This is a genomic window from Reichenbachiella versicolor (assembly GCF_003171675.1).
Lineage (GTDB): Bacteria > Bacteroidota > Bacteroidia > Cytophagales > Cyclobacteriaceae > Reichenbachiella > Reichenbachiella versicolor.
The window spans coordinates 456,097-472,190 of sequence record NZ_QFZQ01000002.1 but is presented as its reverse complement, the minus strand read 5'-3'; the positions used below and the strand labels follow the sequence as shown (position 1 = coordinate 472,190).

Below are 16,094 nucleotides of genomic sequence, written 5' to 3'. Positions count from 1 at the left end.
ATACTATTCATTGACAGTATTCTATTTTTAAACTTCGGTTTTAAGTCATTAATTACTAGTCAGTAATTGCGTTAAACTGTTAATTGCCTTGAGTAAGACTATTTTCTATTTCTTCTTTGGTAGCTTCTCTTACGTCTATTACTTCTCCAGAAAAATACAAATCTAATCCTGCCATCGGATGATTAAAGTCCATTTTTACTGTTTTATCATTAATTTCAAGTACCAATCCCTGAAGTTCATTGCCTTCAGCATCATTCATAGGGAGGAAATGGCCTAATTGCACATGCTCATTTAGTTTTCCGTCTTTTTGAAAAAGGTCAATCGGAAGATCAGTCACTGCGTCTGGGTTTCTTTCACCATAACCATCCTCAGATTTAATTTCGAACTCAAATTGAGTCCCATTTTCTTTTTCAATTAATTCTGTCTCAAACTGTGGTAATATTTGATTGTGACCGAATAGGAATGAGAAAGGTTCCTTATTGTTTACTTCCTGAATGACCTCTCCCGATCCATCAGACTCTTTTAGTGTGTAAGAGATTGTTACGACCTTATCTTTTTCGATTTTCATTTGTGCAAGTTACCTATTCAATCGTTTTCGTTTTTACCTGTTGGATATTAAATAAATTAATAGCTACTAATCTGATTGTTGGTATAGCATTTTAGTTGAAACTATCTTAGCAGAATAGTTAACATATATCTTTAATACCAGTTTTATGAAAAGAAAAATAGCCATTACCTTAATGATGGTATGTTTAGCAGTTGGAGTAGTTTTAGCTCAAAAAAAGAACAATAGTCAAGAATCAGGACATGCATTTAAAATAAACGAGCATGTATTAGTGACTATGCCAGATGGCAAACAAGTGGAAGCCATTATCCATGGTCATGTTTCTAAGAAGAAATATTATGTTCGTCAAGTAGGGAGCAATAAACAAGGCAAAGTTCACGAGAAGTTTATTAAATCTTTAGAGGGTACTATACCTAAGACTGAAGAGTCGAAAAAGTAAGAATAAATGAATTTATCAGAGCATTCTTATATTTGATGCTCTGATTTGTTTTACTTTAAAATCTTAAGTTCTATTAACTTCTTCATAACTACTTCGGATTCGATTTATGTAATGAGTTAAGTAAAAACATTAAATTAGAATTATTGATCTTTGAAAACCTAGCGAAGGTTGGATAAAGAAAATATATCTTTGTCATCTTCTGATATTGTTGCATTCGTATGTCGAGAATTGTTTTATGGGTATTTATTGTTGTTATGATGGCGTCTTGTCAGACATCATATCGTGCCAAATACAAGGAACGATCGTATCCTCGTCATGATAGAAAATATCCAGTTTTTTTCACGCATCAGCATGTTTGGGTTTTTGAACAAAGTACCGGTAAGGAAGTAGAGTGTATCGTAAGAGGTCGGGTATCTAAAAGAAAATATTTTGTAAGAAAATATAAAAGTAGAAAGCAAGGTACGGTTCATGAAAAACGAATGCGAGCGATTTCGGATGAAGAAATGGATGCTTTGAGATTAAACTCAGGCAACTAGGATTTGTCTAATTTTATAAATTTTATCAGAATTTTGAAACTATTAATACCTGCCATATTTTTTCTCCTTTATTCATCAAGTGTTTTTTCTCAAGGGTGCAGTGATGCTGGATTCTGTACCATGGGTGCTATGAAGCCAGATCAAGACTATAGTGAAAAAGTCAATCTTAAGTTACAGTCCATAGAAGTAAATGCGTATCGAGGAACTACTACACTTACACCTATAATTTATGTTTTGACCTTAGATGCAACAATTTCAATTACTAACTCATTATTTTTTCAGGCAAAAGTTCCATATCAAATGGCTGATGGAAGTTTGGGAGAGGCTCGTAGTGTAGGTGATCTCTCATTCGGAATCACTTATGGGATAGGTGAATTTTTAGGAGGGAATATTAGTGCTACACTTGGGACTAAGATTCCTACTAATAATTCTTCTCAATCTGATCCAGATTCTTGGGGGGTAGAGAATGACTTACCAATGTATTATCAAACAAGTTTGGGATCTTATGATCTTATTTTTGGAGGCTCTTGGATCACCAGTAAATGGTTATTAGCTACAGGTATTCAGATGGCACTAACTGAAAATGAAAACGATTTTAGATGGGGGAATGAAAATGTATCGGGTTCATGGAGGGCTAACTATCAAAATGGTGAATCTTCTGGTTATGTTGGGTCTTATGATTTAGCTAATAATTTGAAACGTGGTACAGATGTGATGTTACGTATAGAAAGAAACTTTCGATTTGTCAATTATAGTTTTAATGTGGGACTGCTGCCTATCTATCGAATTACAAAAGATGAACGATATGATTTTAATAATGATATTCGAATAAAAGAGGATGGAACCACAGGACTAGCTCTTTCAGTATTAGGAGGGTGTGCTTATCATTTCAATGTCAATAGCAGTATGAAGTTAATTTTGGGCAAAAAGCTAGCTCAACGTAGAGTTAACCCAGATGGGTTAACAAGAGAATTTGTTTCTAGTCTTAGCTATGTATTGAGGTTTTAGATGAAATACGGGTTTAATTTATTGGTGTTAATATTTTGCTTTGCCACAGTCTTTGCACAGGATTCTGGGCATAATAGTGCTGATCAAAAATTTAAAGAATCTCGCTATCAAGAAGCTTATCAATCATATCAATTATTATCTGATCAGTATTTTGAGAGTCGTCAATTTAATTATTATGCCGATTGTCATTTCATGATGGTACGGTGTCTTCTTAAAACCGGAGACTTGAGGGGGGCTTTGTCTCTTGCACAAGAAACCAAATCTTTTGTAGACAATAATGAGCTTAGTCAAGACTATTTGGGACAGTCATTGATGTTAATAGGCGAATCAAAGCTGAATTTAGGGTTAAATAAAGAATCGATTGAAAACTTTACTAAAGCTTTAAAGTTATTGCCTTCTAATTCATTAGATGCTGCTGAGTGTTATGAAAATTTAGGGATAGCTTATTGGAATAATGGAAACTTGGAAGTAGCACAGGGGTATCACGAAAAATCCTTATTAATAAGACAAAACAATAATGAAGAGGGGAATTATGTGCTTCAGGGTGACTCATATTTGAATATCGGTCTATTGTTACTGGAAACAGAACCAACAAGGAGTGTTGAATATTTTGAAAAAGCTTTAGCTATTTATAAAGAAACTCTAGACTCATCAGATCCAAAAAAAGCTTACCTCTACACCAATTTGGCGTTTGCTAGTGCAGGTATGAGTAACTATCAACAGGCCATTACCTATATGGATCTAGTAGATCAAATCTGGAGACAGCAGTATCAAGGTGATCACCCAAACGTAGCTTTCGCAAAAAGTAATAGAGCTAGACTTCTAGTGAAATTAGGAGAACATGATCAAGCATTAATCTTATTACAAGAAGCGTTAACGATTTATCATTCTCTTTATGGAGAAAAGCATCCAGAGATTTCTAACGTGTATTATCAAATCGCAGAGATATACTTCAATAGAGGAGACTTTTTATCTTCAATTGAAAATTATCATTCAGCAATTTATTCAAACCTAATAGGGCAGAGTAGTTCAAATATTTATGACCTTCCCAAATTAGAGAACTATTTTAATCCCGATATTCTTCTTTATTCATTACATGCCAAAGCAGGAGCCTTAGAAGCCTATCATTTTAATAAATCCTTGAAAAAAAGAGATATAGAAAGTGCTCTTGAGGTATATGCATTATGTGATGAGTTGATCACAGATTTGAGAGGTATTAGAGAATCTGAACAGGATAAGCTTAAACTATCTAAGGAGTCGTATGAAATATATTTATCTGCGATGGAGTCTGCACTCTACCTCAGTAAATATTCTGTTTTTCCTAAACCTTATTTAGAAAAGGTTTTTGAATTTGCTGAACGAAGTAAAGCTGGTGTTCTTCAAGAAGCTATCCAAGAGAGTAATGCCAAAGAGTTTGGAAGAATACCAAAAAGTAAAATTGATTTTGAAGATAGTTTGAAGAAGGAAATTGCCTATAAAGAGTTACTAATAGCACATGAGAATGACCTTGATCGTTTAAAAAAATTGGAAACGGACTTGTTTGAATACCAGTCCGCTTTGAGACTCTTTGCTAAAGAATTGGAATCTGATTATCCAGAGTATTTCCAATTAAAATATGATCATGCGCCGTTAAAAATTTCACAGTTGCAATCCAATATTTCTGATGATCAGGCAGTCGTTTCGTATTTTACCGGAGAGGATAGGTTCTTTGTGATGTCCTTGACTTCAAAGTCTATAGATGTAGTAGAAAGCAAACTAGATAAAGGTTTTTCAAAAAAAATAAAAGCTCTCAGAAATACAATTCGATATCAGGATAATGGTTCCTTTGATAAGATATCCAAGGAGCTTTACAATTTATTGATTCCTTCATTACCAAAGCAGGTAAAAAATGTAGTATTAATCCCAGATGGAGTTCTAGGGACAATTCCATTTGAAGTATTGAAAAATAAGGATGGTCAATATCTCATTGAAGAGTATTCACTTTCATATGAATACTCTGCTAAGATGCTTTATCAAAAGATGGTTAAAAAGGATCCTGTTTTAGCAAAGAGTGCTTTATTGTTAGCCCCTATTGATTTTGATAAAAATGATATTAGACTGTCATCTTTAAAAGCCTCTCAAGAAGAAATTAGAGAGATTAAATATTTATTCGGTGGAGACGGATATCAGTGTAAAGTTGGTATTGGAAGTCAAGCAACAGAGTCGGTTTTGAAGTCAAAAGATTTGAATAGCTACTCTTGTATTCATTTAGCCACTCATGGTATTGTGAATTCAGAAGTGCCAGAATTATCACGAGTCTTTTTAACTCCTGCTGATGAAGAGGACGGCAATCTATATGAGGGGGAAATTTATTCACTAAATATGAATGCCGATTTGGTAACACTTTCAGCGTGTGAAACAGGGTTGGGTAAAGTAGTAAAAGGAGAAGGAGTAGTAGGGTTAAGTAGAGCATTAATGTATGCTGGTGCCAATAATATTGTAGTGAGTTTATGGACAGTTTCTGATCAATCCACCTCTAAACTGATGATAAACTTTTATAAAAATCACCTATATCACTCAACAAGCAAGGGGTATTCACGAGATTTAAGATCAGCTAAACTGGCTATGATTAACTCTGAGGAGTTTAGTGATCCATATTATTGGGCTGCCTTTATTTTGATAGGGCAATAGTTGGTTGGAAGCTTTTTGTTGTTTCCATTGAAATAGATCTAGACGAATCCAGATTGTCGAATTAATTCATAATTCTTTATTGGTTTTCTTGAGGTTGTTTTTTCTGATTTCTTTTCTATCTAAGGCTCTTTTGATCCTGATGATGTAATTTCTGTTTATCTTCATTAGGTTTATTTCCCTGTCTACCTTTGCGTCTTTGTTCAAGGTGTCTTAGGAGTTTTTCTTTAAAATCTCTTTCCGCTTGATGTAATGATAAAAGTTGCTTGCTGTCAATTACCGATAGCATTCTTTCAGAGTATTCTTTGTCAAGATCAAATTCCCTTTTTTTAGTTTCTCTACCTAGTGTCAATAAATCCTTTGTTTCACTATCTGATGCCGTTTCTGGATTGTACTCTCTTCTTTTTTTTCTAAAAGCCTCGTGGTTCGCTCTTCTCTTCTGGCTATATTCATTGTAGATGGGCCAAAATTTTTGAGCTTGTTCAGGAGTTAACATAAGGCGTTCGCTTATTAATCCAATTTTGGCAGCTTCCAATTTCTTTCTAGCTTCTGGGCTTGGGCCTCGCTGCGCCTTAGCAAATGCTGAAGTAGATATTAGCAAGACTATTATCATTATACTATTTGTAAGATTTGATTTCATAATACTCTACTTTGAAAATTATAGTAATTCAACTTCTAAATCATATTCACTATACAATCCTTCTAATTCGTCATCTGTGATGCCATCAGTGATATCTACGTAGTCATTATCCAGTTCAGAAATTATGACATTGATATCCATATTGTCCACTATTTCAAACAAGCTTACATTTTCATAAGCTAGATAATCGATTATCTCTTCAGTGGTGAATTGAGTTAAAGGATCATTCTCTATTTTAACTTCTTGAATAGGCCATCGCCAAATGAATCCAATGATTAAGACAAACATGGAGGTACAAAGTGTCCAATAGGCTTTTGATGTTTTATACCAATACGTTGATGACGCTTTTTCTTGGATTACCTTGGTTTGGATACGAAGTGTTAAATCTTCAAAGTATTTTTCGGGTACTTTGAAGATATTTACCTTTTCCAACTTATCAATATCTATCTTCTCCTTTTTCATTTGTTTTATTTATTGACAATTATGACCTGATAAGGTTTAATCTTCTGCCTTAATTTTTTCTTCTATTTTTTTAACCGCTAGATGGTAACTCGCCTTTAGTGCACCTACTGTCGTTCCAGTGATCTTTGAAATCTGTTCAAACTTCATCTCCTCAAAGTATTTCATATTAAATACCAGACGTTGTTTGTCTGGGAGTTTAACTAGGGCTTTTTGTAGTTTAAGTTGAATGTCATCTCCAGAAATATTAGAACTTTCGTTGATCTTTCCGATTAATTCTTCTCCTAGATTATGAATAGGTAAGAAGAATTTATTCCTTTTCTTTTTTAAGAAATTAAGACATTCATTCGTCGCTATTCTATACACCCAAGTGAATAAACTTGAATCCTCACGGAATTTTCCAATGTTTTTCCAAACTTTCACAAAGACCTCTTGAACTATGTCATCTGCATCATCATGGTCGATAACCATTTTACGAACATGCCAATATATGCGCTCCTGATATTTGCGAACGAGCATATTGAAGCCCATATTAAGGCTGTCAGAATTTCTAATCTTGTCAATTATATCTTTATCAGTCAAAACAAAAGTGGAATGTTTGATCTATAGACATTATTTAATGTAGAAGGTTTAAACATCAATGATAGAATTTAAAAAATCTGTAGATCAGTTGTAGAGTTTATTAAACAATTGGTGACAATAGTGTGATATTCTGCCATGAAGAATAAAGTCCTAGTGGCTGCCAATCAGAGGATTAAAAGATCCGTTTTAAATAAACCTAAATTCACGTGCATAAATGAGACGGATTCGCATAACTTTGCACCCCGTAACAAGAGATAGAAACACATCTACATGACATCTACTAAATACATTTTCGTTACGGGCGGGGTAACTTCATCTCTCGGAAAGGGAATCATTTCAGCATCTTTGGCAAAACTTCTTCAAGCAAGAGGTTTTTCTGTAACTATTCAAAAATTTGATCCATACATAAATGTGGATCCAGGTACATTAAATCCTTATGAACATGGTGAATGCTATGTAACCGATGATGGTGCAGAAACTGATCTTGACCTAGGACATTATGAGCGTTTTTTAAATGTACCAACCTCTCAAGCCAACAATGTAACAACTGGTCGTATTTATTATAATGTCATAAAAAAAGAAAGAGAAGGAGAGTTTTTAGGGAAAACAGTTCAGGTAGTTCCTCATATTACAGATGAAATTAAAAACTCTATTTACAAATTAGGTCAAACGGATAAGTTTGATGTAGTTATTACTGAGCTAGGGGGATGTGTAGGTGATATTGAATCTCTTCCGTTCATAGAGGCAGTAAGACAAGCAAGGTTTGAGCTTGGGCATGAGAACGCTATTTGTATTCATTTGACATTAATTCCTTTTTTGAACGCAGCAGGTGAATTGAAAACTAAGCCTACTCAACACTCCGTAAAACAGTTGTTAGAAGCTGGAATTCAACCGGATATTTTGGTGTGTAGAACTGAACATAAACTTCCGGATGATTTAAGAAGAAAAGTAGCTTTGTTCTGTAATGTACCAGTAGACTGCGTAATAGAAGCAATGGATGCGCCTACTATATATGACGTGCCACTATTAATGAGAGAAGAGAAGTTAGATCAAGTAGTCTTGTCAAAACTTAATTTTTCTTATAAAAAAGCAGCTGGACTAGGACCATGGACGGATTTTCTTAGCAAATTAAAGAACCCCAGAGACAAGGTTAAAATTGCGGTAGTGGGTAAATATGTAGAATTACAAGATGCTTATAAATCAATTAGTGAAGCTTTTGTGCATGCAGGTGCTACTAATCAAGTAAAAGTAAAAGTATATTGGATTTCTTCTGAAGGGATAACTGAAAAGAATGTTGGAGAGAAGTTAGCACATATGTCAGGCGTGTTAGTCGCTCCTGGATTTGGAGAAAGAGGCCTAGAAGGTAAAATTAACTCGATCAAGTATGTGAGAGAAAATAACATACCTTTCTTTGGGATTTGTCTGGGAATGCAATGCGCCACTATTGAATTTGCTAGAAATGTATTGAAACTAGATGGGGCAAATTCAAGAGAAATGAATGAAAAAGTGATTAATCCAATAATAGATTTGATGGAGGATCAAAAGAATATTACCGAAATGGGAGGGACCATGAGGTTAGGTTCATATGATTGTGAGATCAAAGAAGGAACTAAGGCTTATGATGTTTATGGTTCTACCAACATTCAGGAGCGTCATAGACATAGATATGAGTTTAATAATAAATATCTTCGGGATTTTGAAGATGCAGGTATGATTGCTTCAGGAATCAACCCAAAATCAGGATTAGTAGAAATTGTGGAAATTAAAGACCATAGATGGTTTGTAGGGGCTCAATTTCACCCTGAATTAAAAAGTACAGTGCTCAACCCACACCCGCTTTTTGTGAAGTTTGTCAAGGCAGCACTAGATCTTAAAAACGAAACCAAATAATTTTTACTAAATACTATAATGGATAGAAATCAGATAGCTGGTTTGGTGGTCATGTTAATACTTATGACCGTGTATTTTCAGTTTTTTGCACCTGAACCACCAGAACCAACACAAGAAGATTCTACTGCTGAGCTAATTGGGTCTTCTACAAAACCTTCTACCACAGATACATCATCATATTCAGTACAAGATGATTCACTTATTAGTGCTATCAACAAGGAACGATATGGGTTGTTGTCAGGTTTTGCGACGGGAGAAAACAATATTGTCACTTTAGAAAATGAGTCAATAATTGTTGAGCTTTCTAGTAAAGGAGCAGTGGTTAATAAAGTAACCTTAAAAAAGTATAAAACTAGTAGCCAAAACCCACTGGTACTATTGACTCCAGAGAGTAGCAAACTGGACCTTGTTTTAGCTAGTAATTATAAATCGGTCAATATTTCCGAGTTGTACTTCGATAATAACATTTCGGGGAACAATGTGGTGTCAGGCTCTGATAGCGTATCCGTAAGTTTCAAAATTGAATTAGAAACTGGTAGATATATTGAGCAGAAATATGTACTTGGAGGGACTGGATATGAGCTTTTATACGAAGTCAATCTAGTAGGAATGGATGGTATAATTGATAATCAAGATGCTAAGCTTGTTTGGAATGATGTCTTGGAAAAAGTGGAGTCTGATATTAAAGATTCCAGAAGAAAATCTACCATTAACTACTACATGGTAGATAATGGATTTGATCACTTGAGTCTTTCTGAGAAGCCAGAGGAAGGAAGCGTGGATGGATCTGTGACTTGGTTCTCATTTAAGCAAAAGTTTTTCTCTAAAGGTTTGATTTATGGAAATGGTATTAAAAACCCTTCATTCTCTACAAGCCTAGTAGAGAGTGATACTTCATATGTAAAGAAAGTCAAAGCTGAATTTGAATTGCCAATTGGTGATTTGAAAACTGGTAAAGGTGATTTGAAATACTATTTTGGCCCAAACAATTATCAAATCACTAAGAAAGTTTATCCAGGTTATGAAGAGAATGTTGATTTAGGATGGAGACTATTTAGATTCGTGAATAAGCTTTTGATTATTCCAATATTTAATTTTCTTGATCAATATATATCTAATTATGGGCTGATTATTATAATTCTTGTATTTATAATCAGATTATTATTGGCACCATTGACATGGAAATCACATATGTCAATGGCAAAGATGAAAGTACTAAAGCCTGAAATCGATGCTATCAAAGAAAGAATTGGAGATGATCAACAAAAGGTTCAGCAAGAGACTATGGCACTATATAGTAAGGCAGGAATCAACCCATTAAGTGGTTGTGTTCCGATGTTACTACAGTTTCCATTCTTATTAGCAATGTTCAATTTCTTTCCAAATTCAATAGAGCTTAGACAGCAAGCTTTTTTGTGGGCGAAAGATTTGTCCACTTATGATAGCATTTTGGATTTACCATTTAGTATTCCTTTTTATGGTGATCATGTGAGTTTATTTTGTTTATTGATGACAGGTTCAACAATTGCGTTGACATGGTCTAATAGTCAAATGAATACTCAGATGCAAGGGCCAATGAAGACGATGCAATACATGATGCCAATTATGTTTTTATTCGTATTGAATGGCTATTCAGCGGGTCTTACTTTTTACTACTTTATTTCTAACCTTGTTTCTTTTGGACAGATGTCGCTTTTTAGAAAAGTGATTGATGAAGAAAAAATCAAGAAGGTGATGGAGGAGAATAGAAAGAAAAACGCTAATAAGAAGAAATCAGGCTTCCAGCGTAGGTTAGACGAAGCTATGAAAGCCGCAGAGGAGTCTAAAAAGCAGCAGAAGAAAAAGAAAAAGTAATAGATTGGTCAATAAACTTTTATTGTCAAGTTAGTCTAAAGCCCTGTTTCAATTAATTGCAACAGGGCTTTTTAGTAGAAAAAAAATAGAAATGAATATACTGGCATGGTACAAAAAACCAGAACCCAACGGTGAGAATGTATTAGAAAAGCAACTTTTAGAAGAGTCTGAAGTGATCCGTTTATTCAGTCAATGTAGAACAAAGAATGCTATAATTTTACCTGAAGGATGGAAGTTTCTTTTTGATGAATTTGGACTGGAAGGACTTTTAAAAATTGACAATGTTGCTCATTGGAAGAAAAATGAAGATGTAGGAGAATGGATCTGTAATTTGGTTTATCAGGCATTTATATCCGGCTTTAATCCTTTACTAAATGAATTTGGAGACTATGATGAGGCTGATCATTTGTTTTTGCTCGATGATGGTCAAAAAGTGAAAATTGATTGGAAAGAGATTGCTACACTAAAGGACTCTGTCGACGTATGATTCGAGCGATATTGACTAATAAATTATTAATGTAAAATCGGAATTGTGTACGATTTCTAGAAGATAATCTTTCTCTTAGAAAAGTTTGAGCCTTTGCATTTGTTGATTGTTCTTTAATAAGGAATTGAACATGATTTTCCCTTATTGTGAATGTCTAATTTGAAGCTTTCTATAGATGGAGATTTGATTGAAGTTGACTTTTACTAATCTAATAGGTATATTAATTATTGATTATCATTGAGTTGTAAAAATAAGCTGAAATGCAGGGTAAATACAAAATCGTTCCTGATTGGTCTATGCCTAAAGGTAAGCCGCGAAGAAATGGTCAATTTGTACGAATTCACCCTCATACTTTGATTCGATGGGTTCACCGTAAATGGGGAATTGTGAAGGCTGCGGAAATAGCTACAGTTCTTATTAGAAAAAAATATGATAAGGCCTTTAACGAATTAGAGTTCAAATTCATTTGAAATACTGATATTTTTCAACTCAAATCCTATTCATGATTCTGTATTTCCCATTAATTTCATTCTTTTGAATTGAATGTTTAAAGAATAGCTGAAAAGGATGAACAAGATTGTTTTTTTAGATGCATCAACTGTCAATCTTGATGGAGACGTTGATTTTTATAACCTTGAAGCCATTGGTGATTTAGAGGATTATCCAAATACCAAGTCAGAAGAAGAAATTATTAGACGAGCTGAAAAAGCAGATGCTATTGTTGTAAATAAGACTGTTATATCTCGTTCAATATTTGAAGCTCTTCCTCAACTTAAGCATATTTCAATTGTAGCAACTGGATATAATAATATTGATTTAGAAGCGGCAACAGATCATAATGTCACGGTCTCTAATGTACAAGGTTATGCCAAAGACTGCGTGCCACAATATGTTTTTGCGATGATGCTAAATTTCGCAGTCAAACTGAATAATTATAATCGCGATGTAAAAAATGGAGATTGGCAAAAATCAGGCTTTTTTGCATTGCTAAGGTATCCAACGTTTGAATTGGCAGGTAAGACAATTGGTGTAGTAGGATATGGTGCTATAGGTAAAGGAGTTGTAAGAATTGCTAAGGCTTTCGGAATGAAGGTATTAGTAAATACTGCCAGTGGTCAAAGTGATGATGAAACGGACATAGTATCAATTGATCAAGTTTATGATAAGTCAGATTTTGTAGTATTGTGCTGTCCTTTGAACGAGTCTAATTATCATATGATTGATAATAGGGTGCTTCATAAAATGAAATCAAATGCTTATTTGATCAATGCAGGTCGTGGAGGTTTAGTAAATGCTAAGGATTTAGCGGATGCTTTAAATAATGGAGTGATTGCAGGAGCTGGAGTAGACGTGTTGGAAACTGAGCCTCCTACAAAAGATCCTCTATTAGAAGATGTAAAGAACTTGGTGATTACACCTCATACAGCATGGGCTACCGTAGAGTCTCGTCAAAGGCTCATTGATGAAGTTGCTTTGAATATTGCTGACTGTTTAAATGGAGGAAAAAGAAACGTAGTAAATTAATGCTTAACTTCTACCTTCAGCAGTATTAAACACTTCAGATAGTATTTTTTTCCCTCTACCATTAGTCATAATTATAAGAAAATTACCTTCTTCAAGGGTGATCTCATTTGAAGGGTTAGTTATTAAATCCCAACCTGTGTCTGCTTTTTTGCTTATTCCCATTAAAATAGAATCATGATCCTTCTTTAGTTCGAAGAATATTTCGTGACCATTTTTACCAAGGTATGGGTTTGTAGAAAGAGCCTCATATTCTTGAACATCATAGTCAGTCATTTGACCAACAGAAGAGATTAGCTTGAGATTAAGATTTGCAACATCAGGCTCAAAGATATAACTAGCTACTAGTTTAGATGCGATTTCATTTCTTGATATCACATAGGTTACACCTGCGGCTAAAAACGTTTGTTTGAGTTGAACTTCGTTTAGTGAAATTACAATAGATACTGTAGGGTGTTCACTTCTAAGGTTAATGACTTCCTTTAGGGCAATAGAATCATCTTCTACCGCAATAAAAACTACAGATGCTTCACTTATATTTAGTCTCTGGTAAGTTTCAGTGTGTTTATGATCTGAAAACAAAACGAAGACATTTTTCTTATCATATAAGTCGTATATAAGATCCACATCATCTCGCCTACTAGTAAGAATTGCGATTCTCTTACCAGCACTAATAACTTCATCAGCTACTTGTTGATTGAATTGGTCCCAGCCAAGAAATACTACATGCTGAGAGAAACTCGTTCCATTAAAACCTAGTTTTGAAGCTTCCATATACGTTCTGAATTTGTTGGTGATAGTACTGAATAAAAAGCCGAGAACCCCCAAACTTGAGAATACATAAATGTAACCAATAATGCGGCCTCCAAAAGAAATGGGGGAATAGTCTCCATAACCAACAGTGCTAAGGGTGACAATTAAATACCAATAAGCAATTGACAAATCTGTGATACTTGCACCTTCTTCGCTAGACTCAAACCACACTAAAAGTGAGTTCATTATCAAACTGATTGAAATAACAGCTGCTATTTGCCAATAGCTTTTTATTCTAGACATGTTAAAAAGATAGTTACTGTCAGTAAAATTACTGTGTCAAAAATATTATCAACCATACAAATTGCTCACTTTTAGTGATAATAAAATCATCAAGCTTATTTTAAATTAGCTTGATCTTTCAATGGTTTGTTTCTTTTTGAACTTTTGACACAGTATTATGTTTTTAGTTCGCAGCTTCCAAAGCTTGTGTCAAATCATCAATGATATCATCAATATGCTCAATACCAATACACAACCTGATTAGATTTTGTGTCACTCCTGCAGACAATTGTTCCTCTTCAGTCATTTGTCTGTGAGTTGTTGAAGCTGGATGAGCAGCCAAGGATTTTGTGTCACCGATATTTACTAATCTCTTAAATAGTTTTAAGGCATCATAGAACTTTTCAGCCACTTCGTATCCACCCTTGATTCCAAAGGTTAATAGAGACGCTGGTTTTCCATCACAATATTTATTCGCTAACTCATGGTGTTCGCTTGACTTAAGTCCAGCATACTGTACCCATTCTACCTTGTCATTGGATTCTAAGAATTCTGCTACAGCCTGTGCATTTTCACAGTGTCGTTCCATTCTTAGTGTCAATGTTTCTAACCCTTGTAGAATTTGGAAAGCAGACATTGCAGATAGTGCTGATCCAGTATTTCTCAAAGCGACCGTTCTGGCTCTTCCGATGTAGGCAGCCGCCTCGAATGCTTCTACATAAACGACACCATGGTAGGAGGCTTCAGGTTCATTGAACATTGGAAACCTTTCCTTATGATCCGCCCAAGGAAAAGTGCCTGCATCTACAATTACCCCTCCTAAAGTAGTGCCATGTCCTCCTATGTATTTTGTTAAGGAATGAACTACGATGTCTGCACCATGCGCTATCGGATTGATTAGAGCGGGACTAGCTACAGTGTTGTCCACGATAACAGGGATACCAGCATCATGTGCTACTTTGGAAATACCTTCAATATCTGAAATGTTTCCTGCTGGGTTACCAATAGATTCACAGTAAACAGCTTTAGTTTTCTCGTCAATTAAAGCGGCTATATCTGCTGGGGCAGATGACTTTGCAAACTTTACCTCAATTCCTTGCTTAGGGAGCATGTGAGCGAATAGTGTATAAGTGCCTCCATATAGCTGAGGAGTAGAAATGATATTGTCTCCCATTTCAGCTAAATTCAAAATAGAATAGTTAATAGCAGCACTACCAGCACTTACACAAAGTGCAGCAATACCTCCTTCTAAAGCCGCAATTCTTTTTTCTAATACATCAACAGTCGGGTTCATGATGCGGCTATAAATATTGCCGGGTACAGCCAGATTGAACAGGTCGGCACCGTGTTGTGCGTTGTCGAATTCGTAAGCTACAGTTTGATAGATTGGAACCGCTACAGATTTAGTTGATTCCTCAGATTGGTATCCTTCATGGATAGCTAGAGTTTCTTTTTTCATTATTGTATTTGTTGGTAATATGAGAATAACAAGTACGCTATTTAGCGAATCCCGTTTACAAATACCAAAAAACAAATAGGCCTGAGGCGGCTAAAATAGAAGAGGACAATTGAAAAACGTTAATGGAATAATTTAATTACGGCAGGGTGAGATGTTTCATCTAGTGAAATAATTACAAAAAAGCCTCTCCGTAAACGAAGAGGCTTAGAGCTTAAATTTAATCAACGAAATTATGATCGAAGTTTCTTGACGATGTCAAGAGTCTCTTTCACTTTGGCAGTCAGGCCGGTGTAATCATATTGACCATTTGAGTCTTTTACGAATAGTTTTGATCCCATTCCTACACAGTGTACACCAGCGTCAAACCAAACTTTCAAGTTCTCTTCAGTTGGTTCTACACCACCAGTAGGCATGATGCTAGACCATTTGAATGGTCCCATTACAGCCTTTACGAATGAAGGTCCACCTACTTGAGAACCAGGGAATATTTTTACTACTTCAGCACCTAATTCTTCAGCATATGAAATCTCAGTTAAAGAACCACAACCTGGAGACCATGCAATTTTTCTTCTATTACACACCTTAGCCATGTCAGCATTTAGAATAGGAGAAACTACAAAGTTTGCACCTAATTGTATGTAAAGAGAAGTAGTTCCTGCGTCTACTACTGATCCGATTCCTAAGATCAACTCAGGACACTCTACAGCAGCCCATTTTACTAATTCACCAAATACTTCATGAGCGAAGTCTCCTCTGTTAACGAATTCGAAAACTCTAGTACCACCATCGTAGCACGCCTTTAGGATTTGTTTACAAACCTCAACGTCATTGTGGTAGAATACTGGTACTACGCCAGTCTCTTTCATAGCCACTGCTACGTCTATTCTTGAAAATCTTGCCATTTCTTAAATGAAATTATTTTTAGAAAAATGGGCCAGCGAATACTCAAACA

16 protein-coding genes are annotated in these 16,094 nt (G+C 35.0%); 9 read left to right on the top strand and 7 right to left on the bottom strand.

The features are described from left to right. Positions 1-79: 79 nt before the first annotated feature. Positions 80-568, bottom strand: a complete 489-nt coding sequence (locus DKG80_RS06875; RefSeq protein WP_109830579.1) for an FKBP-type peptidyl-prolyl cis-trans isomerase — start codon at positions 566-568, stop codon at positions 80-82. 145 nt (positions 569-713) lie between these two features. Here DKG80_RS06875 and DKG80_RS06870 point away from each other — a divergent pair, with 145 nt between their 5' ends. The 4 genes from DKG80_RS06870 (at position 714) to DKG80_RS06855 (ending at position 5,218) form a co-directional block, all read left to right on the top strand. Further along, positions 714-1,004, top strand: coding sequence for a hypothetical protein (locus DKG80_RS06870; RefSeq protein ID WP_109830578.1), 291 nt, complete (start codon positions 714-716; stop codon positions 1,002-1,004). Positions 1,005-1,261: 257 nt separating this feature from the next. Next, positions 1,262-1,540: a hypothetical protein gene (locus DKG80_RS06865; protein ID WP_162555731.1), complete on the top strand. Its 279-nt coding sequence runs from the start codon at positions 1,262-1,264 to the stop codon at positions 1,538-1,540. 33 nt (positions 1,541-1,573) lie between these two features. Further along, positions 1,574-2,548, top strand: coding sequence for a hypothetical protein (locus DKG80_RS06860; protein WP_162555730.1), 975 nt, complete (start codon positions 1,574-1,576; stop codon positions 2,546-2,548). Continuing rightward, entirely contained in the window at positions 2,549-5,218 is a 2,670-nt protein-coding gene (locus DKG80_RS06855) for a CHAT domain-containing protein (RefSeq protein ID WP_109830575.1), read from the top strand. Positions 5,219-5,333: 115 nt separating this feature from the next. On the opposite strand, the gene DKG80_RS06850 is transcribed toward DKG80_RS06855, so the two are convergent. The 3 genes from DKG80_RS06850 to DKG80_RS06840 are packed head-to-tail and all read right to left on the bottom strand — an operon-like array spanning position 5,334 to position 6,896. After that, complete coding sequence (locus DKG80_RS06850; protein ID WP_109830574.1) at positions 5,334-5,855, bottom strand: periplasmic heavy metal sensor; 522 nt, start codon at positions 5,853-5,855, stop codon at positions 5,334-5,336. Positions 5,856-5,873: 18 nt separating this feature from the next. Beyond that, positions 5,874-6,317 carry a hypothetical protein gene (locus DKG80_RS06845; protein WP_109830573.1) on the bottom strand — a complete coding sequence of 148 codons (444 nt, stop codon included), beginning with the start codon at positions 6,315-6,317 and terminating at the stop codon, positions 5,874-5,876. Positions 6,318-6,353: 36 nt separating this feature from the next. Continuing rightward, positions 6,354-6,896, bottom strand: coding sequence for an RNA polymerase sigma factor (locus DKG80_RS06840; RefSeq protein ID WP_109830572.1), 543 nt, complete (start codon positions 6,894-6,896; stop codon positions 6,354-6,356). Between the two features lie 270 nt (positions 6,897-7,166). Between DKG80_RS06840 and DKG80_RS06835 the strand changes: the two genes are divergently transcribed. The 5 genes from DKG80_RS06835 (at position 7,167) to DKG80_RS06815 (ending at position 12,651) form a co-directional block, all read left to right on the top strand. Next, on the top strand, positions 7,167-8,786 hold the full coding sequence (locus tag DKG80_RS06835; protein ID WP_109830571.1) for a CTP synthase: 1,620 nt from the start codon (positions 7,167-7,169) through the stop codon (positions 8,784-8,786). Between the two features lie 18 nt (positions 8,787-8,804). Continuing rightward, positions 8,805-10,640 (top strand): membrane protein insertase YidC, encoded by a 1,836-nt coding sequence (gene yidC / locus DKG80_RS06830; protein WP_109830570.1) that lies wholly within the window; start codon positions 8,805-8,807, stop codon positions 10,638-10,640. 91 nt (positions 10,641-10,731) lie between these two features. Further along, a complete protein-coding gene (locus tag DKG80_RS06825; protein ID WP_109830569.1) occupies positions 10,732-11,127 on the top strand; it encodes a hypothetical protein in 396 nt (131 codons plus the stop codon). A gap of 260 nt (positions 11,128-11,387) precedes the next feature. Beyond that, on the top strand, positions 11,388-11,597 hold the full coding sequence (locus DKG80_RS06820) for a hypothetical protein (RefSeq protein ID WP_109830568.1): 210 nt from the start codon (positions 11,388-11,390) through the stop codon (positions 11,595-11,597). A 97-nt stretch (positions 11,598-11,694) separates the two neighbouring features. Further along, a complete protein-coding gene (locus tag DKG80_RS06815; protein ID WP_109830567.1) occupies positions 11,695-12,651 on the top strand; it encodes a D-2-hydroxyacid dehydrogenase in 957 nt (318 codons plus the stop codon). A gap of 3 nt (positions 12,652-12,654) precedes the next feature. Here the strand turns inward: DKG80_RS06815 and DKG80_RS06810 are convergent, their stop codons facing one another. From DKG80_RS06810 to DKG80_RS06800, 3 genes are all read right to left on the bottom strand, one after another. Further along, entirely contained in the window at positions 12,655-13,704 is a 1,050-nt protein-coding gene (locus DKG80_RS06810; protein ID WP_109830566.1) for a potassium channel family protein, read from the bottom strand. A gap of 163 nt (positions 13,705-13,867) precedes the next feature. Further along, entirely contained in the window at positions 13,868-15,142 is a 1,275-nt protein-coding gene (locus DKG80_RS06805) for an O-acetylhomoserine aminocarboxypropyltransferase/cysteine synthase family protein (RefSeq protein ID WP_109830565.1), read from the bottom strand. 230 nt (positions 15,143-15,372) lie between these two features. Continuing rightward, positions 15,373-16,044 (bottom strand): bifunctional 4-hydroxy-2-oxoglutarate aldolase/2-dehydro-3-deoxy-phosphogluconate aldolase, encoded by a 672-nt coding sequence (locus tag DKG80_RS06800; RefSeq protein WP_109830564.1) that lies wholly within the window; start codon positions 16,042-16,044, stop codon positions 15,373-15,375. Positions 16,045-16,094 lie beyond the last annotated feature (50 nt).

What these genes read in the sequence shown, in the direction of transcription:
- DKG80_RS06800 (WP_109830564.1), bottom strand. Translation starts at nt 16,044, where the DNA reads ATGGCAAGATTTTCAAGAATAGACGTAGCAGTGGCTATGAAAGAGACT.
- DKG80_RS06835 (WP_109830571.1), top strand. Translation starts at nt 7,167, where the DNA reads ATGACATCTACTAAATACATTTTCGTTACGGGCGGGGTAACTTCATCT.
- DKG80_RS06865 (WP_162555731.1), top strand. Translation starts at nt 1,262, where the DNA reads ATGGCGTCTTGTCAGACATCATATCGTGCCAAATACAAGGAACGATCG.
- yidC (WP_109830570.1), top strand. Translation starts at nt 8,805, where the DNA reads ATGGATAGAAATCAGATAGCTGGTTTGGTGGTCATGTTAATACTTATG.
- DKG80_RS06810 (WP_109830566.1), bottom strand. Translation starts at nt 13,704, where the DNA reads ATGTCTAGAATAAAAAGCTATTGGCAAATAGCAGCTGTTATTTCAATC.
- DKG80_RS06855 (WP_109830575.1), top strand. Translation starts at nt 2,549, where the DNA reads ATGAAATACGGGTTTAATTTATTGGTGTTAATATTTTGCTTTGCCACA.
- DKG80_RS06820 (WP_109830568.1), top strand. Translation starts at nt 11,388, where the DNA reads ATGCAGGGTAAATACAAAATCGTTCCTGATTGGTCTATGCCTAAAGGT.
- DKG80_RS06825 (WP_109830569.1), top strand. Translation starts at nt 10,732, where the DNA reads ATGAATATACTGGCATGGTACAAAAAACCAGAACCCAACGGTGAGAAT.
- DKG80_RS06850 (WP_109830574.1), bottom strand. Translation starts at nt 5,855, where the DNA reads ATGAAATCAAATCTTACAAATAGTATAATGATAATAGTCTTGCTAATA.
- DKG80_RS06875 (WP_109830579.1), bottom strand. Translation starts at nt 568, where the DNA reads ATGAAAATCGAAAAAGATAAGGTCGTAACAATCTCTTACACACTAAAA.
- DKG80_RS06805 (WP_109830565.1), bottom strand. Translation starts at nt 15,142, where the DNA reads ATGAAAAAAGAAACTCTAGCTATCCATGAAGGATACCAATCTGAGGAA.
- DKG80_RS06870 (WP_109830578.1), top strand. Translation starts at nt 714, where the DNA reads ATGAAAAGAAAAATAGCCATTACCTTAATGATGGTATGTTTAGCAGTT.
- DKG80_RS06815 (WP_109830567.1), top strand. Translation starts at nt 11,695, where the DNA reads ATGAACAAGATTGTTTTTTTAGATGCATCAACTGTCAATCTTGATGGA.
- DKG80_RS06845 (WP_109830573.1), bottom strand. Translation starts at nt 6,317, where the DNA reads ATGAAAAAGGAGAAGATAGATATTGATAAGTTGGAAAAGGTAAATATC.